We start from the raw sequence: 25,014 nt of genomic DNA, 5'->3' as shown, positions 1-25,014 counted from the left end.
GTCCGCGGCACCGGTACGGCCGGTCCACGGGACCGCTGCGGGCAGCGTAGTCACCCCGTGAGGAGTTCGACCTCCACGTCCGCGGGGAATCCGGTGTCCGGGCCGACGCGGCGGGCGAACTCGGTGACCCCGGCGAGCTGGGCGGGGCCGAAGCGGAAGTCCAGGGTGGTGAAGTAGCGCTCCAGGAGGGCGGCGTCGAAGGCCTCCCAGCGGGCCGCCTGCTCGGCGACCTTGGCGACCTCCTCCAGGGACACGTCCCGGGAGTCGAGGAACGCCTCGTGCACCTTGGCGGTGATCTCCGGTTCGCGCGCCAGGTAGTCCTTGCGGACGGCCCAGACGGCGAAGACGAACGGCAGGCCGGTCCACTCCTTCCACATCTGCCCGAGGTCGTGCACCTCCAGGCCGAGCCTCGGGGCGTCGTGCAGGGAGGCGCGCAGCGCCGCGTCCCCGATGAGGACGGCGGCGTCCGCCTCCTGCATCATCAGGCCGAGGTCGGGCGGGCAGGAGTAGTAGTCAGGGCGCACGCCGTAGCGCTCGGAGAGCAGCAGCTCGGCGAGCCGCACCGAGGTGCGGGAGGTGGAGCCGAGCGCCACCCGCGCCCCGTCGAGGTCCGCGAGCGGGCGCTGGGAGACGATCACGCAGGACATCACGGGGCCGTCGCAGCCGACCGCGATGTCGGGCAGCGCGACCAGTTCGTCCGCGTGCTTGAGGTACTCGACGAGGGTGATGGGGCCGATGTCCAGGTCGCCGCGCACCAGCTGCTCGCTGAGCTTCTCCGGGGTGTCCTTCGTCAGCTCGAAGTCGAGCAGCGATCCGGTGCGGGCCAGTCCCCAGTACAGCGGTAGGCAGTTGAGGAACTGGATGTGGCCGACGCGCGGCCGGGAGTGCGTGTCCGATTTTGTGTCCACATCACGAGGCTAGTCCTGTCACGCACGGTGACGCCCGACGGGCGTCCCGCGCTCGGCGGACCGGCCCTCGCAGCACGGCCATGAAACCGTTTCCCCTGCTCCTCCGGGGGCCCTCGAAACCTCCCGCCGCGGTGATCTTTCCCTCTATCGCCCGCGCGAAGCCGCGTGCTACGCTCGCCGCAAGTTGCAGTTTGGTTTCCCTTGCAGTACAGAGCCTGCGGAGCGTGTAACCGCGGGCTCGTCGTTTTCAGACTTCTCGCAGGTTCTGGAGCAGGGCAACCCTTTGGCCCAAGGAGGGCTTATGGCTACCGGAACCGTGAAGTGGTTCAACGCTGAAAAGGGCTTCGGCTTCATCGCCCAGGACGGCGGCGGCCCGGATGTCTTCGTCCACTACTCCGCGATCAACGCGTCTGGCTTCCGCTCCCTCGAGGAGAACCAGACCGTGAACTTCGACGTCACGCAGGGCCCCAAGGGCCCGCAGGCGGAGAACGTCACCCCGGCCTAGTTGCCCGGGCCGATCGGATCGCGGTCGGAACAGCAGTACCCAAGGAGCCCCGTTCGGCGACGAGCGGGGCTCCTGCCTTTGTCCGGTCGCACTCCCGGCGCGCATCGCCCCCCGGTGACGGAGCGTCGGCGAAGCTGGGCGGATGCGCTTCGTCCGCTCCCGCCCCCGCCGCCGCGGCCCGCTCGGCCCGGCTGCGCCCGCGCCGGCCGCCCGTACCCTCGCCGCGCTCGCCCTGTCGGCCGCGCTGTCGGTGTCCGGGCCCGTACCGGCCGCCCGCGCCGCCCCGCCGCCGGAACCGACGGGGGCGGCGGGGGCGGCGGGGGCGGCGGACACGACCGGTGCGGCGGCACCCACCGCGACCGACCGTCCGCCCGCCCGGCCCGGCGACGTCGTCAGCGTCGAGCCCACCGCCTTCCGCGTGCTGCCGCTGGGGCCGGTCGAGGCCCGCGCCTGGAGGATCCGCTACCGCTCGACGACCGCGACCGGCGCGCCGAACACCGTCTCCGGCACCGTGCTCGTCCCGGACGACGACCACGCGGGCCCGCGCCCGCTCGTCGGCTACGCCGTCGGCACGGTGGGGCTCGCGGACCCGTGCGCGCCGAGCGCGGCGTTCCCGCGCGGGACGGCCGTCGAGGGGCCGCTGATCCAGGGGCTGCTGCGGCGCGGCTGGGCGGTCGCCGTGACCGACTACGAGGGCCTCGGCACCCCGGGCGAGCACACGTACACCGTGGGCCGCTCCGCCGGGCACGCCGTCCTGGACGCCGTCCGCGCCGCCCTGCGGCTGCCGGAGGCGGGCCTGCGGCCGGACGCGCCCGTCGGCGTCATGGGCTACTCGCAGGGCGGCCAGGCCGCCGGCTGGGCCGCCGAGCTGCACGCGTCCTACGCGCCCGAGCTCGACCTGGCGGGCACGGCGGCCGGCGGCGTCCCCGGCGACCTGGCGGAGACGGCCCGGGCCAACGACGGCGGGCGCGGCTCGGCGCTGGTGTGGATGTCCCTGTCGGGGCAGGACGCCGCCTTCCCCGAGCTGCGGCTCGACGACGACCTCAACCCGGCGGGCCGGGCCCTGCTCGGCCACCTGCGCGCCCACTGCGTCGCGCTCGGCTCCACCGTCGGCTCCTCCAAGCGCCTCGCCGACCTGACCGTGCGCGACCCCCTGGGGCGCCCCGACTGGCAGCGGCGTCTCGGGGAGTCCGCCGTCGGCACCGACCGCCCGGACCGACCGGTGTACCTCTACCACGCCCGCGAGGACGAGCTGATCCCGTACGACGCCGGGCGGCGGATCCGCGCGGACTGGTGCCGCCGCGGCGCGGCGGTGCGGTGGCGGGCGGTCGAAGCCGGCGGGCACGTCGACGCGGCGCTCGCCGAGTCCCCCCGGGCCGCGGACTGGCTCTCCGACCGCTTCGCGGGCGTCCCCGAACCGGGCGACTGCTGACAGACGAAGACGGGCCCACCCCCCGTCCAGGGGTGGGCCCGCCGCATCGCGCTCCAGGAGCACGTCCTCGCGGTGCCGGGAGCGGCGTTACGCGGCGACCAGCTGACGGTCGCGCTCGGCGTCGGTGTCGTACTCGTCGTCGTCGATCGGCGACGCGGACGCGGAGTTGAACGCGTCCAGGTCGAGGATCTTCTCGCGGGCGGAGACGATCACCGGGACCAGCGCCTGGCCGGCCACGTTGGTGGCGGTGCGCATCATGTCCAGGATCGGGTCGATGGCGAGCAGCAGGCCGACGCCCTCCAGGGGCAGGCCCAGCGTGGAAAGGGTCAGCGTCAGCATGACCGTCGCGCCGGTGAGGCCGGCGGTTGCGGCGGAGCCGATGACCGAGACGAACGCGATCAGCAGGTAGTCGCCGATCCCGAGGTCGATGCCGAAGATCTGCGCGATGAAGATCGCGGCCAGCGCCGGGTAGATCGCGGCGCAGCCGTCCATCTTGGTCGTCGCGCCGAACGGCACCGCGAAGGAGGCGTAGTTCCTCGGGACGCCCAGGCGCTCGGTGACCCGCTGGGTGACCGGCATGGTGCCGACGGAGGAGCGGGAGACGAACGCGAGCTGGATCGCGGGCCAGGCGCCCTTGAAGAACTGCAGCGGGCTGACCTTGGCGACGGTGGCGAGCAGCAGCGGGTAGACGCCGAACATCACCAGGGCGCAGCCGATGTACACGTCCGCGGTGAACACGGCGTACTTGCTGATGAGGTCCCAGCCGTAGGTGGCGATCGCGTAACCGATGAGGCCGATGGTGCCGATCGGGGCGAGGCGGATGACCCACCACAGGGCCTTCTGGAGCAGCTCCAGGATCGACTGCGAGAGCGTCAGGATCGGCTGGGCCTTCTCGCCGAGCTGGAGCGCGGCGATGCCGGCGACGGCCGCCATGAAGACGATCTGCAGGACGTTCAGGTCGGTGAACGGGGCGATCACGTTCTCGGGGACGATCCCGGTCAGGAAGTCGATCCAGGTGCCCTTGGTGTCGGACAGGCCGCCGTCCTTCGGGGTCAGGCCGGTGCCCTCGCCCGGGTTGGTGACCAGGCCGATCGCGAGGCCGATGGCGACCGCGATCAGCGAGGTGATCATGAACCAGAGGAGGGTGCGGTAGGCGAGCCGGGCCGCGTTGTTGACCTGCCGCAGGTTGGTGATCGAGATCAGGATCGCGAAGAAGACCAGCGGGGCGACGGCCAGCTTCAGGAGCTGGACGAAGATGCCGCCGACCTTGTCCAGGGTGGTGACCAGCCAGCTGACGTCCTGGCTGCGGGCCAGCCAGCCGAGCAGCACGCCGAGGACCAGACCCGCGAGGATCTGGGCCCAGAACGGGCCGAAGGATATGCGGCGACGGCGCGCCGGCTGCCCGGGGTCACCGGGCTGCTGGGGCTTCTCGTCGACGGGGGCGGAATTCGCGGACACGGACACACTCCGGTGGGGGGACGCGCGGGGGCGGGGGATTCGGTACGGGGGGGGACGCGCGGCGCTGGAGGCACACGGGGTTCCGGCTGATGCCGCCGTGGGGCGTCGCCGCGTCGTCGCGCGGGCTGTGGGGGCCCGGACGGCTCAGACGCGACGACAGGCCGCGGACACGCGGCGGCAGAGGTCGACGTGCAGGCGCGCCACGAGCGGGACGCTCATGGTGGTGCGGGGCGCGGCGGCGGTCGTCATGGCGATGACGTTAACACTTGTACTTTGGTAATCCCAAAGACGTTCTTTGGGACGGCGGCCCGCCCGGCACGACCGCGCCTCCCGCGCGGCCCCGTGGCCACGTGCGCGGACAGCACGGAGCCCCGGTCCGGAGCGGTGAACTCCGGCCGGGGCCCGGTGACGAGACGGTGTGACGAACCAGACGGAACGGACCCTCAGCGGGTCACGCCGTCCTCCTGGGAGCGGTTGGCCTCGATCCGCGCCTTGGTGCGGTCGACGCGGGCGACGATCTGCTCGCTCATCGCCTCGCGCTGCTTGCGCAGCAGCACGAAGCTGAGCGGCGCCGAGATGACGATCGCGAGCAGCAGCACCCACAGCAGGTTCGAGTCGCCGAGCCCGGCCGGGAAGCCGCCGACCCACACGAGGAGCCAGACGACGGGCAGCGTGACCGCGAAGACGCCGAGGCGCATCGCGGTGTAGCGGAGGGTTGCGCTCGTCTTCAGGGCCACGGTCCGGTCTTCTCTCTGTGCGCTACGCCGGCGCGCGGTGCTCCGCGCGCGACGTCGAACGGTGCGTCGCATCCAGTACAGCACGGCCCGGACCCCCGCAAGACGGCGGGGATCGGGGCGTACCGTCAGAAGCGCATGAGCTGCGGCGACTCGCGGCGCTCGGCGTCCGGGCCCGGGTACTCGCGGATGACCTCGTAGCGCGTGTTGCGCTCGACCGGCCGGAAGCCGGCGTCCCGGATCAGCTCCAGCAGGTCCTCGCGGCCGAGCTTGTTCGGGGTGCCGTAGTTGTCGGCGTCGTGGGTGATCTTGTACTCGACGACCGAGCCGTCCATGTCGTCCGCGCCGTGCTGGAGCGCGAGCTGCGAGGTCTGCACGCCGTGCATGACCCAGAAGACCTTGACGTGGGGCACGTTGTCGAAGAGCAGCCGGGAGACGGCGAAGGTCTTCAGGACGTCCGCTCCGCTGGCCATCGTGGTGCGGGCCTGGAGGCGGTTGCGGATCTTGCCGTCCTTCATGTCCTCGAAGTCGTGCTGGTAGCGCAGCGGGATGAAGACCTGGAAGCCGCCGGTCTCGTCCTGCAGCTCACGCAGCCGCAGCACGTGGTCGACGCGGTGGCGGGGCTCCTCGATGTGCCCGTAGAGCATCGTCGAGGGCGTCTTGAGGCCCTTCTGGTGCGCGAGGCGGTGGATGCGCGACCAGTCCTCCCAGTGGGTGCGGTGGTCGACGATGTGCTGCCGCACCTCCCAGTCGAAGATCTCCGCGCCGCCGCCGGTCAGCGACTCCAGGCCGGCCTCGATCAGCTCGTCGAGGATGTCGGAGGCGGACATGCCCGAGATCGTCTCGAAGTGGTGGATCTCGGTGGCGGTGAACGCCTTGAGGGAGACGTTCGGCAGGGCCTTCTTCAGCTCGGACAGCGAGCGCGGGTAGTAGCGCCACGGCAGGTTCGGGTGCAGGCCGTTGACGATGTGCAGCTCGGTGAGGTTCTCGTTCTCCATGGCCTTGGCCAGGCGCACGGCCTCCTCGATGCGCATCGTGTACGCGTCCTTCTCGCCCGGCTTGCGCTGGAACGAGCAGTACGCGCACGACGCGGTGCACACGTTGGTCATGTTCAGGTGGCGGTTGACGTTGAAGTGGACCACGTCGCCGTTCTTGCGCGTGCGGACCTCGTGCGCCAGGCCGCCCAGCCAGGCCAGGTCGTCGCTCTCGTAGAGCGCGATGCCGTCCTCGCGGGTGAGCCGCTCGCCCGCTCGCACCTTCTGCTCCAGCTCGCGCTTGAGTCCCGCGTCCACCTGGCGCCTCCTGTTTCTCCGTGCCGTTCAGGCTGCTGTCAACCGTACGCCACGCCCCTTTGCCGGGGGTGACCCCCGGACCCCCTCATTCCTCCGGCAGCTCCCCGACCCGGTTCTCCCACTTCGTGGAGAGCACGATCGTGGTGCGGGTGCGGGAGACGCCCCGGGTGCCGCTGAGGCGGCGGATGGTGCGCTCCAGCTCGTCGACGTCGCCGCAGCGGATCTTGAGCATGAACGAGTCGTCGCCGGCGATGAACCAGCAGTCCTCGATCTCCTCCAGGTCCTTCAGCCGTCGGGCCACGTCCTCGTGGTCGGCGGCGTCGGAGAGGGAGATGCCGATCAGGGCGGTCACCCCCAGGCCGAGCGACTTGGAGTCGACCGTCGCGCGGTAGCCGGTGATGACCCCGGCGCCCTCCAGGCGGTTGATGCGGTCGGTCACGCTGGGCCCGGAGAGGCCGACGAGCCGGCCGAGCTCGGCGTACGAGGCCCTGCCGTTCTCCCGCAGAGCCTGGATGAGCTGCCTGTCCACCGCGTCCATGCGCACGAGACCTTTCATTGTTCAGAGTCGTATGGACCCGAGTATAGAATCCAAGGCAGGAAAGGCATAGATCCTGCAAATCTTTTCTGCACGGCGTCGCTGCCGGGGCAGAACTCAGGCGCGCCCGCCGCCCAGCCCGCCCTCCCAGCGGCGGTAGAGCCCGTGCGGGACGCCGGCCGCGTCCAGAACCCGGCCGGCGACGAAGTCGACGAGGTCCTGGATGTGGGTCGCGCCCGCGTAGAAGGCGGGGGACGCGGGAAGGACCACCGCGCCCGCCTCGTCCAGCGCGACCAGCTGCCTGAGCGTCTGACCGCTCAGCGGCGTCTCGCGGACCGCGACCACCAGCCTGCGCCGCTCCTTGAGCGTGACGCTCGCGGCCCGCTGGAGCAGGTCCTTGGAGAGCCCGAGCGCCACCCCGGCCACACAGGCCGTCGACGCGGGCACGATCAGCATCCCGCGCACGGGGTACGAGCCGGACGACGGACCGGCCGCCAGGTCGCCGGCCGGCCAGTGCCGCACCCCCGAGACGTCCACGTCGAAGGTGTCCGGCTTGCCGTCGGCGCCGCGCGCGAGCCAGGCCCGCAGGTCGTCGGCCGCGTGCGCGTCGCGGAACGCGATGCCCGTCTCGTCGAGCAGCGTGAGCCGGGAGGCGCGGCTGACCACCAGGTCGACGCTCTCGCCGGCCGCGAGCAGCCCGCGCAGCACGGCGGCGGCGTACGGCGTGCCCGAGGCGCCGGAGACGCCCACGACCCAGGGAACGCGCTCGCCGTCAGTCATCTGCCGTGCCCTCGTCCATGGCCCCGAGCCTATCCGGCGGGTCGGACATCCCGCCCGCGCGGGAGGGCCGGCGGGAACCGGGAGCCGGGCTCCGGGCGTTGTCCCCTGAAGGAGGCCGAGCCGGCGGCCGGGAGGCACGGGGGTCCGCGATGGCGGTCGAGAACGGGGCGAGATGGGGCCGCGCCGAGCGCGCCAAGGCGGCCGGCCTGCTCATGGCCGGCTGGCTGGTCCTGCTCTGGGTCCTCGAAGGCGTGGACACGGTCACGGGCCACTCCCTGGACACCTTCGGCATCACCGCCCGGGACACCGGCGACCTGGGCGACGTCGTCCCCTCCGCCTTCGTCCACTTCGGCTTCGGGCACCTCGCCGCCAACAGCCTGCCGCTGCTCGTCTTCGGCTTCCTCGCCGCCCTCGGCGGCATACGGCGCTTCCTCGCGGTGTGCGCGCTGATCGTGGTGGTCGACGGCCTCGGGGTGTGGCTGGTCTCCCCCGAGAACACCAACACCGCGGGCGCGTCCGGCCTGATCTTCGGCCTCTTCGGCTACCTCGTGGTCCGCGGCTTCGTCGACGCCTCCCCGCTCGACATGGCCGTCGGCGTCGTCATCGGCGCGGTCTGGGGCAGCTCGATCCTGCTGGGCATATCCCCCACCGACAGCGGCGTCAGCTGGCAGGGGCACCTCTTCGGACTGGTCACGGGCGTCGCGGCGGCCTACCTCTTCCGGCGCCGCCGCGCCGCGCCCGGGCTCGGGACGTGACCCTCAGAGGGTGAGACCGCGCACCAGGAGGTCGATCAGCGCGCAGCCGAACAGGGCCATCCCGATGAAGCCGTTCACCGTGAAGAACGCCCGGTTCAGCTTGGACAGGTCGTGCGGCTTGACCAGGGTGTGCTCGTAGAGGAACGCCGCGACGACGATCGCCAGGCCGAGCCAGAAGAACACCCCGGCGTCCGTGGCCAGCGCGTACCAGACCAGCAGCGCCGTCGTCACCGCGTGGCAGGCGCGCGCGCCGTGCAGCGCGGCCGGGATGCCGAAGCGGGCCGGGACGGACTTCACACCGTGCGCGCGGTCCGCCTGCACGTCCTGGCAGGCGAAGATCAGGTCGAAGCCGCCGATCCACACCCCGACCGCGACGCCCAGGATCACCGCGTCCCAGGACCACTCCCCGGTCACCGCGATCCAGGCGCCGATCGGGCCCATCGCCTGCGCGATCCCGAGGATGGCGTGCGGGAAGTTCGTGAACCGCTTCCCGTAGGGATAGACCACCATCGGCACCACCGCGACCGGCGCGAGCGCCAGGCACAGCGGGTTGAGCAGCGCGGCCGCGCCGAGGAACACCGCGAGCGCGATCAGCGCACCGGTCCACGCCGAGCGGACGGACACCGCCCCGGTGACGATCTCGCGGTGCGCGGTGCGCGGATTGCGGGCGTCGATCTCGCGGTCGATGATCCGGTTCGCGGCCATGGCGAACGTGCGCAGGCCGACCATGGCGAGGGTGACCAGGAGCAGGTCCAGCCAGTGGATGTTCCGGTCCAGCTGGAACATCGCGGTGAGGGCGGCGATGTACGCGAAGGGCAGCGCGAAGACCGAGTGCTCGATCATCACGAGCCGAAGGAACGCCTTCGTCCGGCCGGGGGTCTCCGGGGCGGCGGCCGCGTCCCCTGTCGCCGCGCTCACAGCCCGTACTCCTTCCAGCGCCGGTCGACCGTGGCGGCCGTCTCCGGGTCGGAGACCACCATCTCCGGCCAGCCGCCGTCGCGCGTGTAGCCCTCCGTGGGCAGCTTCTTCGTGGCGTCGATGCCCGCCTTGCCGCCCCAGAACTGCTGGTAGGAGGCGTGGTCCAGGTGGTCGACCGGGCCCTCGGCGACGACGAGGTCGCGCGCGTAGTCGGTGTTGCCGAGGGCCCGCCAGGCGACCTCGTGCAGGTCGTGCACGTCGCAGTCGTCGTCGACGACCACGATGAGCTTGGTCAGCGACATCATGTGCGCGCCCCAGATCGCGGACATCACCTTCTGGGCGTGCTTCGGGTACTTCTTCCTGATCGAGACGATCGCGCAGTTGTGGAAGCCGCCGGCCTCGGGCAGGTGGTAGTCGACGATGTCCGGGACGATCACCTTGAGCAGCGGCAGGAAGAACCGCTCGGTGGCCCGTCCCAGGGGGCCGTCCTCGGTCGGCGGGCGGCCCACGACGATCGACTGGAGCAGCGGGCGCTTGCGCATGGTCACGCAGTCGATCGTGAGGGCCGGGAACGGCTCCTGGGGGGTGTAGAAGCCGGTGTGGTCGCCGAACGGGCCCTCGGGGAGCATCCGGCCGGGCTCCAGCCAGCCCTCGATGACGACCTCGGCGTGCGCGGGCACCTGCAGCGGAACGGTCCTGCAGTCGACCATCTCGACCCGCTTGCCCTGGATGAACCCGGCGAGCAGGTACTCGTCCATGTCGCCCGGCAGCGGGGCGGTGGAGGCGTAGGTGACGGCCGGCGGGCAGCCGAAGGCGATCGCGACCGGCAGCCGCTCGCCTCGCTCGGCGGCCACGGCGTAGTGGTTGCGGCTGTCCTTGTGGATCTGCCAGTGCATGCCGATCGTGCGCTTGTCGTGGCGCTGGAGGCGGTACAGGCCGAGGTTGCGCACCCCGGTCTCGGGGTGCTTGGTGTGGGTCAGGCCCAGGTTGAAGAACGAGCCGCCGTCCTCGGGCCAGGTGAACAGCGCCGGCAGCGCCTCCAGGTCGACGTCGTCGCCCTGGAGCACGACCTCCTGCACGGGCGCGTCGGACGCCTTGACCTTCTTCGGCGGGACGTGCGTCATCGCGCCGAGCTTGCCGAACGCCTCCCGCATCCCGACGAAGCCCTGCGGCAGCTCCGGCTTGAGCAGTCCGCCGATCTTCTCGCTGATCTCCGCGTACGACTTCAGGCCGAGCGCCTTCAGGAGGCGGCGGTCGGTGCCGTAGACGTTCATCGCGAGCGGCATCGACGAGCCGCGGACGTTCTCGAAGAGCAGCGCGGGACCGCCGGCCTTGTTCACCCGGTCGACGATCTCCCCGACCTCCAAGTACGGATCGACTTCGGCCTTGATGCGCTTGAGGTCGCCTTCGCGCTCGAGCGCCCGGAGGAGCGAGCGGAGATCGTCGTAAGCCATGGGGCCAGTATCCGGCACCCGACCGAGGTCACGGGACGGCGGGTCCGGGCGGCGGACGGCGGGCGTGGGGCGGCGGGCGCCGCGACGGCGGGTGGCGGGACGGCGCGGCGGCGAGTGGCGGACGGCGGACGGCGAGCGGCGGGACGGCGGGCGGCGGGACGGCGTGGCGGCGAGCGGCGGGACGGCGGGTGGCGGGACGGCGGGTGGCGGGCGGCGGGCGGCGGGCGGCGACGCGGGGCAGCGCGACGACGGGTGGCGGAGCGCGAGGTGCCGCCGCGGAGGCGCGGGCGCGCTGCCGGGGTGGCGACCCGCCCGCCGGTCGCCGACCGGCGGGCGGAGCGCGGGCGTCCGGGAAGGGGGCGAACCGCGGTCGTCCGTCCGCGCGAGCGATTAACCTGGCGGGTACCACCGGGGCTCCGTCGCGGGTCCGCCGCCGCTCTCCAGGGGGAAGCGCCACATGCTCAGGGTCCTGATGTTCGTCATCCCGCTCGCGCTGACCATCTACGCCTTTATCGACTGCCTCAACACCCCGGAAGACGAGGTCAAGCACCTGCCGAAGATCGCCTGGGTGTTCATCGTCCTGCTGTTCTGGATCGTCGGCCCGGTCGCGTGGCTGGCCACCGGGAAGACCCGGCAGCCGGCGGGCGGACGCGGGGGCGGCGACCGGTGGGGCGGCCAGCGCGCCCGCTGGGTCGCCCCGGACGACAACCCCGACTTCCTCGACTCCCTGCGCAGGCCGCCGTCCCCGAACGGCGACCGGCCCGCCCCCGAGGACGAGGCCTCCGACCCCGCCGCCCCCGGGGAGGCGGACCCCCGCAAGCGGGAGCCGGGCAAGGCCGAGGACGAGGCCTGAGCGGCGGCCCGCACATGAGCGACGACGCCCGCGCGCTGTACGAGGCCTGGCTGGCGACCGCGCGCGACGAGGCTCTGGCCGGGCTCGCGACCGGCGGCATCCCCATCGGCGCGGCCCTCTACGGCCCCGACGGGGCGCTCCTGGGCCGCGGCCACAACCGCCGCGTGCAGGACGGCGACCCGTCGGTCCACGCCGAGACCGCCGCGTTCCGCGCCGCCGGCCGGCAGCGCACCTACCGGGGCACCACCATGGTGACCACCCTCTCGCCCTGCTGGTACTGCTCGGGCCTGGTCCGCCAGTTCGGCATCTCCCGGGTCGTGGTCGGCGAGGCGGCCACCTTCCACGGCGGGCACGACTGGCTCGCGGAGCACGGCGTCGAGATCGTGCTCCTGGACGACGCCGAGTGCCGGGCCCTGATGCGCGACTTCACCGCCGAGAACCCCGCGCTGTGGAACGAGGACATCGGCGACGACTGAGGGCCCGCACCCCCGGGCGGGGGTACGGGCCCTTCGACGTGCGGCGACCGGCTCAGACGCCCGCGTACGAGTGCTTGCCGGTGACGAAGATGTTCACGCCGTAGTAGTTGAACAGCCAGCACCCGAAGGCGAGCAGCGCCAGGTACGCGGCCTTGCGGCCCTTCCACCCGGCCGTGGCGCGGGCGTGCAGGTAGCAGGCGTAGGCGACCCAGGTGATGAAGGACCAGACCTCCTTGGGGTCCCAGCCCCAGTAGCGGCCCCAGGCGTCGCCGGCCCAGATCGCGCCCGCGATGATCGTGAACGTCCACAGCGGGAAGACGGCCGCGTTGACGCGGTAGGCGAACTTGTCGAGCGAGGCGGCCGAGGGGAGCCGGCTGAGCACCGAGTTCGCGAACCTCCCCGGGGTGCCGCCGCCGTACAGCTTGGTCTCGTAGGAGTCGCGCAGCAGGTACATCAGGGTCGCGACCGCGCCGACGTAGAACACCGCGCCGCAGAAGATCGCGGTGGAGACGTGGATGACGAGCCAGTACGAGTCGAGCGCGGGAACCAACTGGTCGCTGGCGGTGTAGAGAACAGTAGTGGCCAGACCGAGATCGAGGAGGACGGTGGTGACCAGGGGCAGACCGAGCCAGCGGATGTTCTTCTTCGCGAGCAGCAGCGCGAGGTAGACGCCGACGGCCACCGTGGAGAAGGTGATCGAGAACTCGTACATGTTGCCCCACGGCACCCGCTGCACCGAGAGCGCGCGGGCGAGCACCCCGCCCGCCGCGATCAGGAACGCGAGGACCGTGAGCGAGATGGCGATCCGGCCGTAGAGGTCGCCCTGCTCGGTGCCGCCGGCGGCGCCGGGCCCGTCGGGGACGTCCCGCGACCCGGCGGCCGCGCGGACGACGACGCGCGGCTTGTCGAGCACGACCGTCCCGCCCGCCGCGTCCTTGACCTGCACGGCGGGCGGGACGGCCGCCGCGGGCCGGCCGGTCGCGGTCAGCGCGGCGGCCGTCCGGCCGACCTTGCTGCGGCTGCCGAGCGTCCACTCCGCGATGTGCGCGAGGAACGCCAGGGTGTAGACGGCCATGGCCGAATAGATCAGCGTGTTGCTGATGTTCGCCAGACTCTCGTTGGTCGTTGCGGCGGCGAGATTCACTTCTCGGCCCCTTCGGCTGCGGGGGTGGGCGTACGGGCGGTGTCGTGCGGGGTCGCGCCGGTGTCGGAGGTGTCCGCGGGCCCGGGCGCGTCCGGGGCGCCCGGGGCGCGCTCGTAGAGGGTGGCGGCCAGGTCGGCGAGCTCCTCGGGCAGGCGCGCGGACTCCGAGCGGCCGAGGCCGGCCATCTCCACGACGGTGACGCCGTCGGGGCCCGGGGTCGCGCGCACCCACACCCGGCGGCGCTGGACGAACAGCGAGCCGATGAGGCCGAGGATCGCGGCGATCGCCCCGAACAGGGCGGCGGAGTTGCCCGGCTGCTGGGAGATCTGGAAGCTGGCCCACTCCTTGACGTCCTTCTCGAAGGTGATCGAGCCGGCCCCGTCGGGGAGCGTCATGGTCTCGCCGGGCAGCAGCGTCTTCTTCAGGATGTTGCCGTCGGCGTCCTTGAACGGCTTCATCTCCTTGCGGTCCAGCTGGTAGACGTTCTGCGGGATGCCCGCGTCCACCCCCAGGTCGCCGTGGTACGCGCCGAGGTTGAGGACGGGGAAGTCCAGTCCGGGGTACGCACTGAACATCTGCCCCTTGCCGGGGTACGTCGGCACGAAGAAGGCGGGGAAGCCGAGCTGCTCCTTCCTGCCCTTCGCGTCGCGGTACCCGTCGAGCACCTTGACGGCCCCGTTGGAGGAGACGTTGGCGTCGACGGGCAGCAGCGGGACGGCCGACCTGTAGACGACCTTGCCGCGGCCGTCGCGGACGGTCACGACGGGCGCGTAGCCGTGCGAGATCAGGAAGACCTTCGAGTCACCGACCTCGAGCGGCTTGTTGACCTCGATGGTCTTCTTCCGGACGGGCCCGTCGGCGCCCTCGGAGTAGGTGACGTCCGCCTCGAACGTGCGCGGGGTGCCCTTCTGCGGACCGCTGCGCTCGTAGGTCCCGGTGAAGCTCTTCAGGTCGAAGCTGAACGGCTCCAGGTCGTCGGTCGAGAAGAGCGAGCCGGAGCGGAAGTCGTCGTACTGGGAGAGCGTGTTGGCGAAGCCGTCGCCCTCGACGATCAGCTTGCCGCCCTCGGACTTGAACAGCTGCCCGGACGCGAACGCGACCAGCATGACGATCAGGGCCACGTGGAAGACGAGGTTCCCGGCCTCCCGCAGGAAGCCCTTCTCGGCCGCGACCGCCCCGGCCCCCTCGCCCGCGTCCGTACGGAACCGCCGCCTGCGCAGCATCGAGGCGGCGGCGGTGCGCACCTCGTCCGGGGCGGCCGTCGTGCGCCACGTCGTGTAGGCGGGGAGCCGGTCGAGCCGCTTGGGCGCCCCCGGCGGCCGCGAGCGGAGCTGGCCGACGAACTGCCAGGTGCGCGGCACGATGCAGCCGATCAGCGACACGAACAGCAGGATGTAGATCGCGGAGAACCAGACCGACGAGTAGACGTCGAACAGCTGGAGCTTCTCGTAGATCGGCGTGACCGTGGTGTGCAGCTCCTGGAACTGCTGCACCTTGAAAGAGTCCACGCTGTTCTGCGGGATGAGCGAGCCGGGGATCGCGCCGAGCGAGAGCAGGAAGAGCAGGATCAGCGCGACCCGCATCGAGGTGAGCTGCCGCCAGAACCAGCGGGCCCAGCCGACGACGCCCATCGCGGGCGCCGCGCCGCCGGGCGGGGGCGCGGCCTCCTCCTGGGGGGCGGTGGACAGCCGCGAGCCGGCTGCCCCGAGGTCCCGGTCCGTGCCGTCCTCGGCGGGACCGTCCGCGGTCCGGCGTGCTTCGGTCTTTCCCATTGGTTCAGATCCCAGGAGTGAAGTCGGCGGTCCATACCTGCATCGACTGGACGAGCGTGTCCCAGACGCCGGTGAGCAGGAGCAGCCCGACGGCGATCATCATCAGCCCGCCGGCGCGGAGCACCCACACGTAGTGCTGCTTGACCCAGGCGAACGCCCCCAGCGCCTTGCGGAACGCGACCGCGGCGAGCACGAAGGGAACGCCCAGCCCCACACAGTAGGCGACGCTCAGGAGCGCGCCCCGGCCCGCGCTGCCCTCGTTGAACGCGAGCGCGTTGACGGCGCCCAGCGTGGGCCCGATGCACGGCACCCAGCCGAGACCGAACAGCGCGCCGAGCAGCGGGGCGCCCGCGAGGCCCACGGCGGGCTTCTTGTGGATGCGGAACTCGCGCTGCGTCATCCAGGGCATCAGCCCCATGAAGAACAGTCCGAGCAGGATCATCACCCCGCCCAGCACCTTGGTGAGGATCTCCTGCTGGGCCTGCAGTTCCTGGCCGAAGTAACCGAACAGCGCCCCGCCGGACACGAACACGACGGTGAAGCCGAGCACGAACAGCGAGGCTCCGGTCGCCATCCGCCCGCGCCTGGCGTCCGCGAGGTCGGCCCCGCTCATCCCGGTGACGTAGCTGAGGTATCCGGGGACGAGCGGCAGGACGCACGGCGAGAAGAACGACACCAGGCCGCCGAGCAGGGCGATCGGCAGGGCGAGCAGCAGCGCGCCGTGGGTGACGGTCTCGGCGGTGTCGACGGCGAGCAGGTGCGCGGCCGGGCCGGCGGCGAGCGGGATCACAGCGGACACCGGCTCACTTCTCCGCGAGCAGCGGGTCGATCATGCGGCGCAGGTCCGTGTCGTTGACGCGGGTGAGCGAGCGGGCGGCGATCCGGCCCTCGCGGTCCAGGACGAGCGTGGAGGGCACCCGGGTGGCGCTCAGGCTGCCCTTGGGGAAGCGCAGCAGCAGCTTGCCGGTCGGGTCGTGGAGGCTCGGGTAGGTGACGCCCTGCTCCTCCTCGAAGGCGATCGCGGGGCCCTTCTCCGGGTCGCGGGTGTTGATCCCGACGAACTGCACGCCCTTGTCCTTCGTCTCCTGCGAGACCTCCTGCAGGTACTTCGCCTCGGCCCGGCAGGGGGCGCACCAGGAGCCCCAGACGTTCAGGACGACGACCTTGCCCTTGTAGTCGTCGGTGCTCAGCGCCGTGCCCTGGAGGGTCTTCCCGTCGAGCGTCGGGGCGGGCTTCCGGTCGCCCTCGGCGACGGTCTCGACCCCGGTCTTCCCGGTGATGAACTTGGTGCCGCCGGCACCGGTCGAGCCGGGGTTGTCGCCCCCGCACGCCGACAGCGTGAGCGCGGCGACCGCGATGCCGGCGGTGGCCAGGGCGATGCGGGGCCGGCGGCCGCCGCTGCGGAGGGCATGACGGCGCGGGGCACGGATAAGAGCCATGTGAAAAGTTTCGCATGACCTTCCGGGGGATCTTTCCCACCCCCCTGGGTGACCCTTATCACCCGTTGTCGGGCGGAGTTAAGCGAATTCGGTAATGCGCGGAAAGGGCCGCGAATCCGCGTCCTGGAATGCGAATTCCCGGCGCACCCGAATACGGGTCGGCCGCGGCGGCTCCCCCGAGGAGGCGCTGCCGCGGCCGACCGGTCACGCGTCCCGAGGGCCCGTCAGGCGCCGAACGCCTTGGACTTGCCCTTGGCCGGCTTCGCGCCCGCCCGCAGGTGCTCGGGCACCAGGTCGAGCGCCGGCTCGCTGTACCCGACGGAGACGATCGCGTCCCCCTGGTACGTGAACGACGTCAGCGAGGCCAGCGTGCACTGCCGCTTGCGCGGGTCGTGCCACAGCCGGCGCCGCTCGACGAAGCTGCGCACGATCCAGATCGGCAGCTGGTGGCTGACGCACACCGCCTCGTGGCCGCGCGCGGCGTCCCTGGCCGCGTCCAGCGCGCCCTTCATCCGCACCACCTGCTCCAGGTACGGCTCGCCCCAGGAGGGCTTGAACGGGTTCGTCAGGTGCTTCCAGTTCTCCGGCCGGCGCAGCGCGCCGTCGCCGACGCCGAACGCCTTGCCCTCGAAGACGTTCTCCGCCTCGATCAGCCGGGCGTCCGTCGCCAGGTCCAGGCCGTGCGCCTTGGCGATCGGCGTCGCCGTCTCCTGGGCGCGCTCCAGCGGCGAGGAGACCGCGTAGGTGATGTCCCTGGACGCCAGGTGCTCGGCGACCCGGTCGGCCATCCTCCGGCCGAGGTCGGACAGGTGGTAGCCCGACAGCCGCCCGTAGAGCAGCCCGTCGGGGTTCTCCACCTCGCCGTGCCGCATCAGGTGGACGACGGTGATGTCCCGCGTGGAGGTGCCGCTGCCGTCCGTGCTCATGCCGTCGCCTCCGCGGCCGCCCGGGCCGCCGCCGGGAGGGCGTCGGCGATCCGCTCGACCGCCCGCGCGTCGTGCGCCGTGGACACGAACCACGACTCGAAGGCCGACGGCGGCAGGTACACCCCGTGGGACAGCATCGCGTGGAAGAACGCGGTGAAGCGGAAGGACTCCTGCCGCTTGGCGTCCTCGTAGTTCCTGACCTCGTCCGCGGTGAAGAACACCGAGAACATGTTGGACGCGTTCTGCACCCGGTGGGCGACGCCCTCCTTGGTGAGCGCCGCGGTGACCAGCTCCTGGATCTCGCGGGACACCGCGTCGACCTTCGCGTACGCCGCGTCGTCGAGCAGCCGCAGCTGCGCCAGGCCCGCCGCCGTCGCCACCGGGTTCCCCGACAGGGTGCCCGCCTGGTAGACGGGGCCGGCCGGCGCCAGGTGCGCCATGACGTCCCTGCGGCCGCCGAACGCCGCCGCGGGGAACCCGCCGCCCATCACCTTGCCGAACGTCATCAGGTCCGGCTCCACGCCGTCCACGCCGAACCAGCCGGCCCTGGACGTGCGGAAGCCGGTCATCACCTCGTCGGAGACGTACAGGGCGCCGTTCTCCCGGCACAGCTCCTTGAGACCGGCGTTGAAGCCGGGGGCGGGCGGCACGACGCCCATGTTGCCCGGCGACGCCTCGGTGATCACGCACGCGATCTCGCCCGGGTGCGCGGCGAACGCCTCCCGGACGGCGTCCAGGTCGTTGTACGGCAGCACCACCGTGTCGCCGGCCTGCGCACCGGTCACCCCGGGCGTGTCCGGCAGCGCGAACGTCGCCAGACCGCTGCCGGCCGCGGCGAGCAGGGCGTCGACGTGGCCGTGGTAGCACCCGGCGAACTTCACCACCTTGGCGCGGCCCGTGAAACCGCGGGCCAGGCGGATCGCGGACATCGTCGCCTCGGTGCCCGAGGACACCAGCCGCACCTGCTCGACCGGGGCGATCCGCGCCACGATCTCCTCGGCGAGCGCGACCTCGCCCTCGCCGGGCGTGCCGAACGACGTGCCGCGCGCGACGGCGGCCTGGACGGCGGCGGTCACCTCGGGGTGCGCGTGACCGAGGATCATCGGTCCCCACGAGCACACGAGGTCGACGTACTCACGGCCGTCGGCGTCCGTCAGGTACGGACCGGTACCGGACACCATGAACCGGGGCGTACCCCCCACGGCGCGGAACGCCCGCACCGGGGAGTTCACGCCGCCGGGCGTGACGACCGCCGCACGGTCGAAAAGATTCTGCGAAACTGGGGCGCTATACGGAAGGCTCACACAGGCCATGGTGTCAGAGGCCCGGACGGTATTGCGGAGAGGTGTTTCACCGCACGCCCGTGGGGGAGGTCACTGTCACGATCATCGGGTCGCGCGGCCGTGCCCGCGGACACGCAAGCAGTCGGGTGGAGATATGCATCGCGGTGGTGGACTGGGCGGGGGAACCGACGACCTCGGCCCGCGGCGCGCCCGACGGGCAGGCAGGCACCGGCGCGAGGCGGAGGCCGGCGCGCAGGCCGAGGGCCACCCGGTCGACGGGAGCGGAAGCGGAAGCAGGAGTGAGGGCCGGGTGGGGGTGACGTACAAGTACTTCGGCGCGCCCGACGGCAAGACCGCGGCCCGGGTCCCGGTGACCATGCGCCCCGAGGAACTCGGCGGCGACGAACTGGGCATGGGCGGCATGTTCACCAAGATCAAGCCGGAGACCATGGCCGCCATGGTGCTCACCGGCATCCAGGGCATACCGCTGCACAAGGTCCCCCCGCTGGAGCTCGTCGTGCTCCACCCCGACTACGCGGTGGTCAAGCTCCCCATGACCGTCGTCGACCCGCTGCGCGGCATCGGCGAGGAGACCGTCGGCGCCGCCGCGTTCATCTGGTCCACCGTCCCCGACCGCGGCGGCCCCCGGGACGCGTTCAACGTCTACCAGCTGCTCCACGAGTGGCAGGACTTCAGCCACCGGCTCCACGACGCCGGGCACCAGGCGTACTGCCTCGTCTGGCCCTGACCGGGGACGAGACCGGCGTCCGGGAGCCGCAGGTCGGACTCGGACGCGGCGACGAGCAGACCCGGGTGGCCTGGATCGGCCGACAAGAGTCGCCACACCCGTGCGGGAGGCGTCAGGGTTCCCGTGGAGCAGCGGGGCGCTGATCCGGCTCGCCACCGCCCGCACCCCGGCCCGCCGCGCCGCCCGCACCCTCGCCACGGCCGTGCTGCGGCACGCCCGCTCCGCCGCCCGGCGGGGCGCGGGCCAGATCAGCGGCATCGCGCTGTCCTACGGACCCGCCACCCGCCGCGTCCCCGACATCGCGCTCCACGGCGGCGGCCGACTCCACGAAGCCCTGCGCGCCGGACGCTTCGTCGAGATCAGCCCGCTCGGCACCGAAACGCCCCTCGCCGTCCCCGACGCGCTCCGCGTCCACTGGCGCCCCGGCTCCCCCATCGGGACACCCTCCTCGTCCGCCCCGACGGCTACACCACCGCCCCCGACCTCCCCCTCCGCTGACCGGCCTCAGCCCTCCAGCACGTGCCGCAGGTAGGCCCGCGGCTCGGTCAGGTACCGCCGCCAGTGGTCGACCAGCGCCAGGTCCGCCCAGGCCGTGCGATGCATGCCCTCGCCGTCCAGCTCGACGATGTCCGCCCCCGGCAGCGCGGTGAGCAGCGGGGAGTGCGTGGCGCACACCACCTGGCCGCCCGCACGGGCCAGCTGGTCGAGGTGGCCGATCAGCTCCAGGCAGGACGAGAACGACAGGGCCGACTCCGGCTCGTCGAGGACATAGAGGCCCACCGCGGAGAACTTCTGGCGGAACGCGGTCAGGAAGCCCTCGCCGTGGCTGACCTCGTCCGGGCCCCTGCGGTCGCCGTCCCAGGCGTCCCAGCGCAGCCGCTCGCGGCCGAGCGCGTCCAGCGCCGTCTCCGCGCGCAGGAAGAAGCCCTTGCGTGCGGACCAGCTCGTCGCCATCCGCCGTCCCCGCGCGGCCGCGTCGAAGCGGACGCGCTCGCCGAGGGGGGACTTCTCGCGGTGCGAGGCGTAGCGCCAGTCGTGCGAACCGCCGTAGGAGTCCAGGCCGAAGCTCTCGGCGAACGCCTCGACGAGCGTCGACTTGCCCGAGCCGTTCTCCCCCACGAGGAACGTCACCGGGGCCCGGAAGCGCAGCCCGTCGGCCGCGAACTGCCGGACGGCGGGCACCGTCCAGGGCCAGGCGCCGGACTCGCGGCCGGAGACGGGCGGCGTCACGTACGCGCGTTCCACGATCACGTTCCCCAGTGTCCCCGCCGGTACCGGAGGCCGCCCGCGCGCTCCGGGGCGGTCCGGCGTGTGGACGGGAGCGGACCGCTGTCGGTGGGGGGTCCTATCCTGGCCGCATATCGATTCGATCACGTCGATCACGCGCACGAGGAGTCAGGTCATGAGCGTCGCCGGGAGCCCCATCGCCGTCGTCACCGGAGCCAGCAGCGGCATCGGCGCGGCGACCGCGCGGCAGCTCGCCGCGGCCGGCCACCACGTCGTGCTCGCCGCGCGCCGCAAGGACCGGATCGAGGCGCTCGCCGCGGAGCTCGTCGCGGCCGGGCACCAGGCCACCGCGCACCCGCTCGACGTCACCGACCGCGCCGCCGTCCAGGCCTTCGCCGCCGGCCTCGACCGCTGCGACGTGCTCGTCAACAACGCGGGCGGCGCGCTCGGCGCGGACCCGGTGGCCACCGGGGACCCCGAGGACTGGCGCACGATGTACGAGACGAACGTCCTCGGCGTGCTGCACGTCACCCAGGCGCTGCTCCCCGCGCTCACCGCGAGCGGGGACGGCACGGTGGTGATCGTCTCCTCGACGGCCGGCCACGCGACGTACGAGGGCGGGGCGGGGTACGTCGCCGCGAAGAACGGGGCGCGGGTGCTGGCGGAGACCCTCCGGCTGGAGATCGTCGGCACGCCGGTGCGGGTCGTCGAGATCGCGCCCGGCATGGTCCGCACCGAGGAGTTCGCCACGACCCGCTTCCGCGGTGACGCGGAGAAGGCGGCGAAGGTCTACGCCGGCGTCGCCGCCCCCCTCACCGCAGACGACGTCGCCGACACCATCACCTGGGCCGTCACCCGCCCCTCCCACGTCAACATCGACCTCCTCGTCGTCCGCCCCCGCGCCCAGGCGTCGAACGCGAAGGTCCACCGCGAGCAGTGAGCGCGGGAGGGCACGGGCCGCGGGGTGCAGGGCCCCCGGCGCGGGCGCGCCGTCCGCCCGGGCCGCATCTCAGCCCTTGACGCAGACAACCTGCTTCAGCTTCGCGACGACCTCGACGAGGTCCCGCTGCCGCTCCATGACCTGCTCGATCGGCTTGTAGGCGGCCGGGATCTCGTCCACCACCCCCGCGTCCTTGCGGCACTCGACGCCCCGCGTCTGCCGCTCCAGGTCCTTGACCGTGTACCGCCGCTTCGCCGCGCTGCGGCTCATCCGCCGACCGGCGCCGTGCGAGGCGGAGTTGAACGCGGCCTCGTTCCCGAGGCCCTTCACGATGTACGAACCCGCGCCCATCGAGCCGGGGATGATCCCGTACTCACCGGTCCCCGCGCGGATCGCGCCCTTGCGGGTGACCAGCAGGTCCACGCCCTCGTAGCGCTCCTGCGCCACGTAGTTGTGGTGCGCGCTGATCTCCGGCTCGAAGGTGACCCGCGCCTTCCTGAACTCCCGCCGGACGACGTCCTTCAGGAGCGCCATCATGATCGAGCGATTGTGGCGGGCGTACTCCTGCGCCCAGAACAGGTCCTCGCGGTAGGCCGCCATCTGCGGGGTGTCGGCGACGAAGACGGAGAGATCGCGGTCGACCAGGCCCTGGTTGTGCGGGAGCTTCTGCGCGATGCCGATGTGGTGCTCGGCGAGTTCCTTGCCGATGCCTCGGGAGCCGGAGTGGAGCATGAGCCACACCGAACCGGACGTATCGACACAGACCTCCTCAAAGTGGTTTCCGCTTCCGAGCGTCCCCATCTGCTGCTCGGCCCGCCCCCGCCGGAACCGCACCGCCTCCGCCGTCCGCTCGAACCGCCCCCAGAAGTCGTCCCACCCCGCGGTCGGATAGCCGTGCAACCGCCGCGGATCCACGAGCGCGTCGTGCGTCCCGCGGCCGACCGGGATCGCCTGCTCGATCCTCGAGCGCAGCCGGGACAGGTCCCCCGGCAGGTCGTTCGCGGTCAGCGAGGTCTTCACCGCGGACATCCCGCAGCCGATGTCGACGCCGACCGCCGCCGGGCAGACCGCCCCCTCCAGCGCGATGACGGACCCGACGGTCGCCCCCGTCCCGTAGTGGACGTCCGGCATGACCGCCAGGCCCCTCACCCACGGCAGGGTCGCCACGTTGCGCAGCTGCTGCATCGCCCCGGGCTCGACCGACGCCGGGTCGGCCCACATCCGGATGGGGACACGCGCCCCCGGCACCTCCACGTACGACATGACTCCGCCCCCGGTGATTCTCACGACTGGAAAAGGTGCCGAAAGCGGCAAAAGGTACGCGGGTTCGGCATGCACGGCCATGCGTGCGATAGACATTGTGGGCGGCGGCCCCCCGGGGCCGACAACGAATTTCCGGACGGAGGGGCGCCCGCGGGCCCCCCGCAGGGAGGCCAGGGAACGTGCAGCGCAGAGCGTACGCACTCGGTATCGCGCTGTCGGCGACGCTGCTCGCCGGCTGCACCGGGGGCTCCGGCGGGCCCGACGACGGGGGCAACGCGAAGCCCGGCTCGTCCGACGGCACCCCCGACGCCGCCCCGCCGGGCAAGTACCGGACGCTGTCCGACCCCTGCCGCGCCGTCGACGACGCCACGCTCACCTCGCTGCTGCCCGGCGCGAAGGACCTCGACCGCACCGAGCGCGCGAAGCTGTTCGCGGGCGAGCCGAAGGTGACGTACGACACGGACCGCAGGGTCGGCTGCACCTGGAAGGCGCCGTCCGAGCGCGACGAGGCGATCCACCGGCTGCGGCTCGACTTCGAGCGCGTCGTGTCGTACGACCCCGGCGTCAGCGACGCGTCCCGCGCGGAGGGCCTGTACACGCGGCGGGAGCTGGCCGCCGACCTGCCGGCGCCGTCCGACCCGCGCCGCCCGGAGAGCCCGGCCGCCTCGCCGTCGCCCTCGGCCGGGAAACCGTCGGCCGGGAAGTCGTCGGCCGGGAAACCGTCGGCCGGGGAGTCGTCGTCCGGTGAGCCCTCGGCGGGGGCCCCCTCGCCGGGCGAGCCCTCGGCCACCCCGCCCGCCGACGGCCTCGAACCCCGCGTCCTCAAGGACCTCGGCGACGACGCCTTCATCGACGACGAACTGGCCGAGGCGTCCCGGCACCGGACGGTGACTGTGGTCTTCCGCACGTCGAACGTGCTGGTGACGGTCGCCTACGACGAGCAGCCGACCACCCTGGCCGAGCCTCCGAGCAGCAAGAACATGCAGGAGAAGGCCCAGGGCCTGGCCCGGAAGCTGTCCGAGCTGTTCGACGAGTAGCCCCCTCGCCCCCGCCCGCGGACCGGACGCGGAGATGCGCGTCGGGCTACGGTGTCGTGACCTGTGAACAGCAGGACACCGGATCCCCACGCGGTCCCCGCACCCCCGACCCGTGCAGAAGCACCGCATGCCCCCGAAGCCCCAGAGGACCTGTAGGCACCATGCACCGTTCATCCGCCCGCATCACCCGCATCCTCGCCGCCGCGGCCGTCCCGGCGATCCTCGTCGTCTCCGGCTGCTCGTCGGACTCCGGCTCGGACGCGAAGTCCGAGAGCTCCGCGCCCCGGTCGGCGGAGGCGTCCGCGAAGCCCTCGCAGCAGCCCGAGGTCGCCGAGGCGACGTACGCAGAGCTGCCGGAGCCCTGCAAGGCGGTCGGGAAGAAGACGATCGAGGACCTGGTGCCCGGGGCGAAGGACAAGTCGGGCGACGCGGGCAAGTCCAGTGACGTGTCCTCGCGCGGCAGTTGCGCGTGGAATGGCCTGGACGACAAGGGCGTCGACGGCTCGCAGTACCGCTGGCTGGACGTGAGCTTCCAGCGCTGGGAGAGCGACCAGCAGCTCGGCAGCGGCGACCAGCAGGCCGCGGCGAAGTACGAGGACCAGGTCGGCGCGGCGAAGGGCGCCGAGGGCGCGAAGGCGGTGAAGTCCGAGGCCGTGAACGGCATCGGCGACGCGGCCACCGTCGTGACCTACGACCTGAGCAAGACGGGCGAGACCTTCAAGTTCGCCGTCGTCGTGGCCCGCACGGGCAACGTGATCGTGACGCTCGACTACAACGGCGCCGGCTACGCGGGCGCCGAGGCCCCGAAGGCCGACACCATCCGCAAGGACGCCGAGAAGGCCGCCAAGGAGGCCGTCGCCGCGGTGGGCAAGGCCAACGGCGGCAAGAGCGCCGAGCCCGGTGACAAGGCGAGCGGCTCGCCGAAGGCGTCCGCGGCGGCCGCCGAGTAGGCGCCCCGCGGGGCCGTGTGCGTCGCACCGGCACGACGTCGAGGAGCCCGGCCCGCCCCGGGCCGACCCGGCGCCACGCCGACCCGGGGCGCGCCGGCCCCCCATGTGTGGCAGTGATTTTGCCGCCACACACACAAGGTCGGGGGGGGCAACCGGGTGGGCGCGAAAAAGGAGAAACGCCACCA

The 25,014-nt window shown here is 72.5% G+C and carries 26 protein-coding genes; 10 read left to right on the top strand and 16 right to left on the bottom strand.

Annotated features, from left to right (window positions below; genetic code table 11):
• Nucleotides 1-50: 50 nt before the first annotated feature.
• Nucleotides 51-908, bottom strand: a complete 858-nt coding sequence (locus ACFWEG_RS00130) for a menaquinone biosynthetic enzyme MqnA/MqnD family protein (RefSeq protein WP_387207386.1) — start codon at nucleotides 906-908, stop codon at nucleotides 51-53.
• 301 nt (nucleotides 909-1,209) lie between these two features.
• Between ACFWEG_RS00130 and ACFWEG_RS00125 the strand changes: the two genes are divergently transcribed.
• Together ACFWEG_RS00125 and ACFWEG_RS00120 are read left to right on the top strand one after the other, a co-directional pair.
• Nucleotides 1,210-1,413, top strand: coding sequence for a cold-shock protein (locus tag ACFWEG_RS00125; RefSeq protein WP_030012116.1), 204 nt, complete (start codon nucleotides 1,210-1,212; stop codon nucleotides 1,411-1,413).
• 142 nt (nucleotides 1,414-1,555) lie between these two features.
• Nucleotides 1,556-2,845 carry a lipase family protein gene (locus ACFWEG_RS00120; protein ID WP_387207383.1) on the top strand — a complete coding sequence of 430 codons (1,290 nt, stop codon included), beginning with the start codon at nucleotides 1,556-1,558 and terminating at the stop codon, nucleotides 2,843-2,845.
• Nucleotides 2,846-2,932: 87 nt separating this feature from the next.
• Here ACFWEG_RS00120 and ACFWEG_RS00115 read toward each other — a convergent pair whose 3' ends face one another.
• From ACFWEG_RS00115 to ACFWEG_RS00095, 5 genes are all read right to left on the bottom strand, one after another.
• Entirely contained in the window at nucleotides 2,933-4,303 is a 1,371-nt protein-coding gene (locus ACFWEG_RS00115) for a dicarboxylate/amino acid:cation symporter (protein ID WP_387207381.1), read from the bottom strand.
• A 443-nt stretch (nucleotides 4,304-4,746) separates the two neighbouring features.
• Nucleotides 4,747-5,040 carry a DUF4229 domain-containing protein gene (locus ACFWEG_RS00110; RefSeq protein WP_387207379.1) on the bottom strand — a complete coding sequence of 98 codons (294 nt, stop codon included), beginning with the start codon at nucleotides 5,038-5,040 and terminating at the stop codon, nucleotides 4,747-4,749.
• Nucleotides 5,041-5,165: 125 nt separating this feature from the next.
• Entirely contained in the window at nucleotides 5,166-6,329 is a 1,164-nt protein-coding gene (gene mqnE / locus ACFWEG_RS00105) for an aminofutalosine synthase MqnE (RefSeq protein WP_387207377.1), read from the bottom strand.
• 85 nt (nucleotides 6,330-6,414) lie between these two features.
• Entirely contained in the window at nucleotides 6,415-6,867 is a 453-nt protein-coding gene (locus ACFWEG_RS00100) for an Lrp/AsnC family transcriptional regulator (RefSeq protein WP_387207375.1), read from the bottom strand.
• 114 nt (nucleotides 6,868-6,981) lie between these two features.
• On the bottom strand, nucleotides 6,982-7,644 hold the full coding sequence (locus tag ACFWEG_RS00095) for a UbiX family flavin prenyltransferase (RefSeq protein WP_387207373.1): 663 nt from the start codon (nucleotides 7,642-7,644) through the stop codon (nucleotides 6,982-6,984).
• 149 nt (nucleotides 7,645-7,793) lie between these two features.
• Between ACFWEG_RS00095 and ACFWEG_RS00090 the strand changes: the two genes are divergently transcribed.
• Entirely contained in the window at nucleotides 7,794-8,399 is a 606-nt protein-coding gene (locus ACFWEG_RS00090; protein ID WP_387207371.1) for a rhomboid family intramembrane serine protease, read from the top strand.
• Nucleotides 8,400-8,402: 3 nt separating this feature from the next.
• Here the strand turns inward: ACFWEG_RS00090 and mqnP are convergent, their stop codons facing one another.
• Both mqnP and ACFWEG_RS00080 read right to left on the bottom strand, forming a co-directional pair.
• Entirely contained in the window at nucleotides 8,403-9,317 is a 915-nt protein-coding gene (gene mqnP, locus ACFWEG_RS00085) for a menaquinone biosynthesis prenyltransferase MqnP (RefSeq protein WP_387207369.1), read from the bottom strand.
• Nucleotides 9,314-10,771, bottom strand: a complete 1,458-nt coding sequence (locus ACFWEG_RS00080) for a menaquinone biosynthesis decarboxylase (protein WP_387207367.1) — start codon at nucleotides 10,769-10,771, stop codon at nucleotides 9,314-9,316. Before ACFWEG_RS00080 ends, mqnP begins: the two co-directional genes overlap by 4 nt.
• Nucleotides 10,772-11,228: 457 nt before the next feature.
• Between ACFWEG_RS00080 and ACFWEG_RS00075 the strand changes: the two genes are divergently transcribed.
• Both ACFWEG_RS00075 and ACFWEG_RS00070 read left to right on the top strand, forming a co-directional pair.
• The gene (locus ACFWEG_RS00075) at nucleotides 11,229-11,624 is read left to right on the top strand and encodes a PLD nuclease N-terminal domain-containing protein (RefSeq protein ID WP_387207365.1); all 396 of its coding nucleotides are present in this window, start codon (nucleotides 11,229-11,231) and stop codon (nucleotides 11,622-11,624) included.
• Between the two features lie 14 nt (nucleotides 11,625-11,638).
• Nucleotides 11,639-12,100, top strand: a complete 462-nt coding sequence (locus tag ACFWEG_RS00070) for a nucleoside deaminase (protein WP_387207363.1) — start codon at nucleotides 11,639-11,641, stop codon at nucleotides 12,098-12,100.
• Between the two features lie 52 nt (nucleotides 12,101-12,152).
• Here ACFWEG_RS00070 and ccsB read toward each other — a convergent pair whose 3' ends face one another.
• From ccsB to hemL, 6 genes are all read right to left on the bottom strand, one after another.
• Nucleotides 12,153-13,244, bottom strand: coding sequence for a c-type cytochrome biogenesis protein CcsB (gene ccsB / locus ACFWEG_RS00065; protein WP_387207361.1), 1,092 nt, complete (start codon nucleotides 13,242-13,244; stop codon nucleotides 12,153-12,155).
• Nucleotides 13,241-15,016 (bottom strand): cytochrome c biogenesis protein ResB, encoded by a 1,776-nt coding sequence (locus ACFWEG_RS00060; RefSeq protein ID WP_387207359.1) that lies wholly within the window; start codon nucleotides 15,014-15,016, stop codon nucleotides 13,241-13,243. Before ACFWEG_RS00060 ends, ccsB begins: the two co-directional genes overlap by 4 nt.
• A 4-nt stretch (nucleotides 15,017-15,020) precedes the next feature.
• A complete protein-coding gene (locus ACFWEG_RS00055; RefSeq protein ID WP_387207533.1) occupies nucleotides 15,021-15,806 on the bottom strand; it encodes a cytochrome c biogenesis CcdA family protein in 786 nt (261 codons plus the stop codon).
• A 13-nt stretch (nucleotides 15,807-15,819) separates the two neighbouring features.
• Complete coding sequence (locus ACFWEG_RS00050) at nucleotides 15,820-16,455, bottom strand: TlpA family protein disulfide reductase (RefSeq protein ID WP_387207357.1); 636 nt, start codon at nucleotides 16,453-16,455, stop codon at nucleotides 15,820-15,822.
• A 224-nt stretch (nucleotides 16,456-16,679) separates the two neighbouring features.
• Nucleotides 16,680-17,381, bottom strand: coding sequence for a histidine phosphatase family protein (locus ACFWEG_RS00045; protein WP_387207355.1), 702 nt, complete (start codon nucleotides 17,379-17,381; stop codon nucleotides 16,680-16,682).
• Nucleotides 17,378-18,694, bottom strand: a complete 1,317-nt coding sequence (gene hemL / locus ACFWEG_RS00040; protein WP_387207353.1) for a glutamate-1-semialdehyde 2,1-aminomutase — start codon at nucleotides 18,692-18,694, stop codon at nucleotides 17,378-17,380. The genes ACFWEG_RS00045 and hemL overlap by 4 nt, the downstream gene beginning before the upstream one ends.
• Nucleotides 18,695-18,818: 124 nt before the next feature.
• Here hemL and ACFWEG_RS00035 point away from each other — a divergent pair, with 124 nt between their 5' ends.
• Nucleotides 18,819-19,412, top strand: coding sequence for a hypothetical protein (locus ACFWEG_RS00035; RefSeq protein WP_387207351.1), 594 nt, complete (start codon nucleotides 18,819-18,821; stop codon nucleotides 19,410-19,412).
• Between the two features lie 100 nt (nucleotides 19,413-19,512).
• Nucleotides 19,513-19,944, top strand: a complete 432-nt coding sequence (locus ACFWEG_RS00030; protein WP_387207349.1) for a hypothetical protein — start codon at nucleotides 19,513-19,515, stop codon at nucleotides 19,942-19,944.
• On the opposite strand, the gene ACFWEG_RS00025 is transcribed toward ACFWEG_RS00030, so the two are convergent.
• Entirely contained in the window at nucleotides 19,917-20,663 is a 747-nt protein-coding gene (locus tag ACFWEG_RS00025; RefSeq protein ID WP_387207347.1) for an AAA family ATPase, read from the bottom strand. The genes ACFWEG_RS00030 and ACFWEG_RS00025 overlap by 28 nt on opposite strands.
• Before the next feature lie 151 nt (nucleotides 20,664-20,814).
• On the opposite strand from ACFWEG_RS00025, the gene ACFWEG_RS00020 reads away from it, so the two are divergent.
• A complete protein-coding gene (locus ACFWEG_RS00020; protein ID WP_387207345.1) occupies nucleotides 20,815-21,579 on the top strand; it encodes an SDR family NAD(P)-dependent oxidoreductase in 765 nt (254 codons plus the stop codon).
• 69 nt (nucleotides 21,580-21,648) lie between these two features.
• On the opposite strand, the gene ACFWEG_RS00015 is transcribed toward ACFWEG_RS00020, so the two are convergent.
• The gene (locus ACFWEG_RS00015) at nucleotides 21,649-22,842 is read right to left on the bottom strand and encodes an RtcB family protein (protein ID WP_387207343.1); all 1,194 of its coding nucleotides are present in this window, start codon (nucleotides 22,840-22,842) and stop codon (nucleotides 21,649-21,651) included.
• A 179-nt stretch (nucleotides 22,843-23,021) separates the two neighbouring features.
• On the opposite strand from ACFWEG_RS00015, the gene ACFWEG_RS00010 reads away from it, so the two are divergent.
• Both ACFWEG_RS00010 and ACFWEG_RS00005 read left to right on the top strand, forming a co-directional pair.
• The gene (locus tag ACFWEG_RS00010; RefSeq protein ID WP_387207341.1) at nucleotides 23,022-23,879 is read left to right on the top strand and encodes a DUF3558 domain-containing protein; all 858 of its coding nucleotides are present in this window, start codon (nucleotides 23,022-23,024) and stop codon (nucleotides 23,877-23,879) included.
• A 161-nt stretch (nucleotides 23,880-24,040) separates the two neighbouring features.
• Complete coding sequence (locus ACFWEG_RS00005; protein WP_387207339.1) at nucleotides 24,041-24,829, top strand: DUF3558 domain-containing protein; 789 nt, start codon at nucleotides 24,041-24,043, stop codon at nucleotides 24,827-24,829.
• Nucleotides 24,830-25,014 lie beyond the last annotated feature (185 nt).

It is taken from the genome of Streptomyces sp. NPDC060194, from assembly GCF_042728285.1.
Classification (GTDB): Bacteria; Actinomycetota; Actinomycetes; order Streptomycetales; family Streptomycetaceae; genus Streptomyces.
Note: the sequence above shows the minus strand (reverse complement) of the source record. Positions and strands in the feature narration are given on the sequence as shown.

Excerpts from the sequence above, each read along its gene's own strand:
- ACFWEG_RS00125 (WP_030012116.1), top strand. The coding sequence starts at position 1,210 with ATGGCTACCGGAACCGTGAAGTGGTTCAACGCTGAAAAGGGCTTCGGC.
- ACFWEG_RS00120 (WP_387207383.1), top strand. The coding sequence starts at position 1,556 with ATGCGCTTCGTCCGCTCCCGCCCCCGCCGCCGCGGCCCGCTCGGCCCG.
- ACFWEG_RS00100 (WP_387207375.1), bottom strand. The coding sequence starts at position 6,867 with ATGGACGCGGTGGACAGGCAGCTCATCCAGGCTCTGCGGGAGAACGGC.
- ACFWEG_RS00095 (WP_387207373.1), bottom strand. The coding sequence starts at position 7,644 with ATGACTGACGGCGAGCGCGTTCCCTGGGTCGTGGGCGTCTCCGGCGCC.
- ACFWEG_RS00090 (WP_387207371.1), top strand. The coding sequence starts at position 7,794 with ATGGCGGTCGAGAACGGGGCGAGATGGGGCCGCGCCGAGCGCGCCAAG.
- ACFWEG_RS00080 (WP_387207367.1), bottom strand. The coding sequence starts at position 10,771 with ATGGCTTACGACGATCTCCGCTCGCTCCTCCGGGCGCTCGAGCGCGAA.
- ACFWEG_RS00075 (WP_387207365.1), top strand. The coding sequence starts at position 11,229 with ATGCTCAGGGTCCTGATGTTCGTCATCCCGCTCGCGCTGACCATCTAC.
- ACFWEG_RS00070 (WP_387207363.1), top strand. The coding sequence starts at position 11,639 with ATGAGCGACGACGCCCGCGCGCTGTACGAGGCCTGGCTGGCGACCGCG.
- ACFWEG_RS00060 (WP_387207359.1), bottom strand. The coding sequence starts at position 15,016 with ATGGGAAAGACCGAAGCACGCCGGACCGCGGACGGTCCCGCCGAGGAC.
- ACFWEG_RS00050 (WP_387207357.1), bottom strand. The coding sequence starts at position 16,455 with ATGGCTCTTATCCGTGCCCCGCGCCGTCATGCCCTCCGCAGCGGCGGC.
- ACFWEG_RS00045 (WP_387207355.1), bottom strand. The coding sequence starts at position 17,381 with ATGAGCACGGACGGCAGCGGCACCTCCACGCGGGACATCACCGTCGTC.
- hemL (WP_387207353.1), bottom strand. The coding sequence starts at position 18,694 with ATGGCCTGTGTGAGCCTTCCGTATAGCGCCCCAGTTTCGCAGAATCTT.
- ACFWEG_RS00035 (WP_387207351.1), top strand. The coding sequence starts at position 18,819 with ATGCATCGCGGTGGTGGACTGGGCGGGGGAACCGACGACCTCGGCCCG.
- ACFWEG_RS00020 (WP_387207345.1), top strand. The coding sequence starts at position 20,815 with ATGAGCGTCGCCGGGAGCCCCATCGCCGTCGTCACCGGAGCCAGCAGC.
- ACFWEG_RS00015 (WP_387207343.1), bottom strand. The coding sequence starts at position 22,842 with ATGTCGTACGTGGAGGTGCCGGGGGCGCGTGTCCCCATCCGGATGTGG.
- ACFWEG_RS00005 (WP_387207339.1), top strand. The coding sequence starts at position 24,041 with ATGCACCGTTCATCCGCCCGCATCACCCGCATCCTCGCCGCCGCGGCC.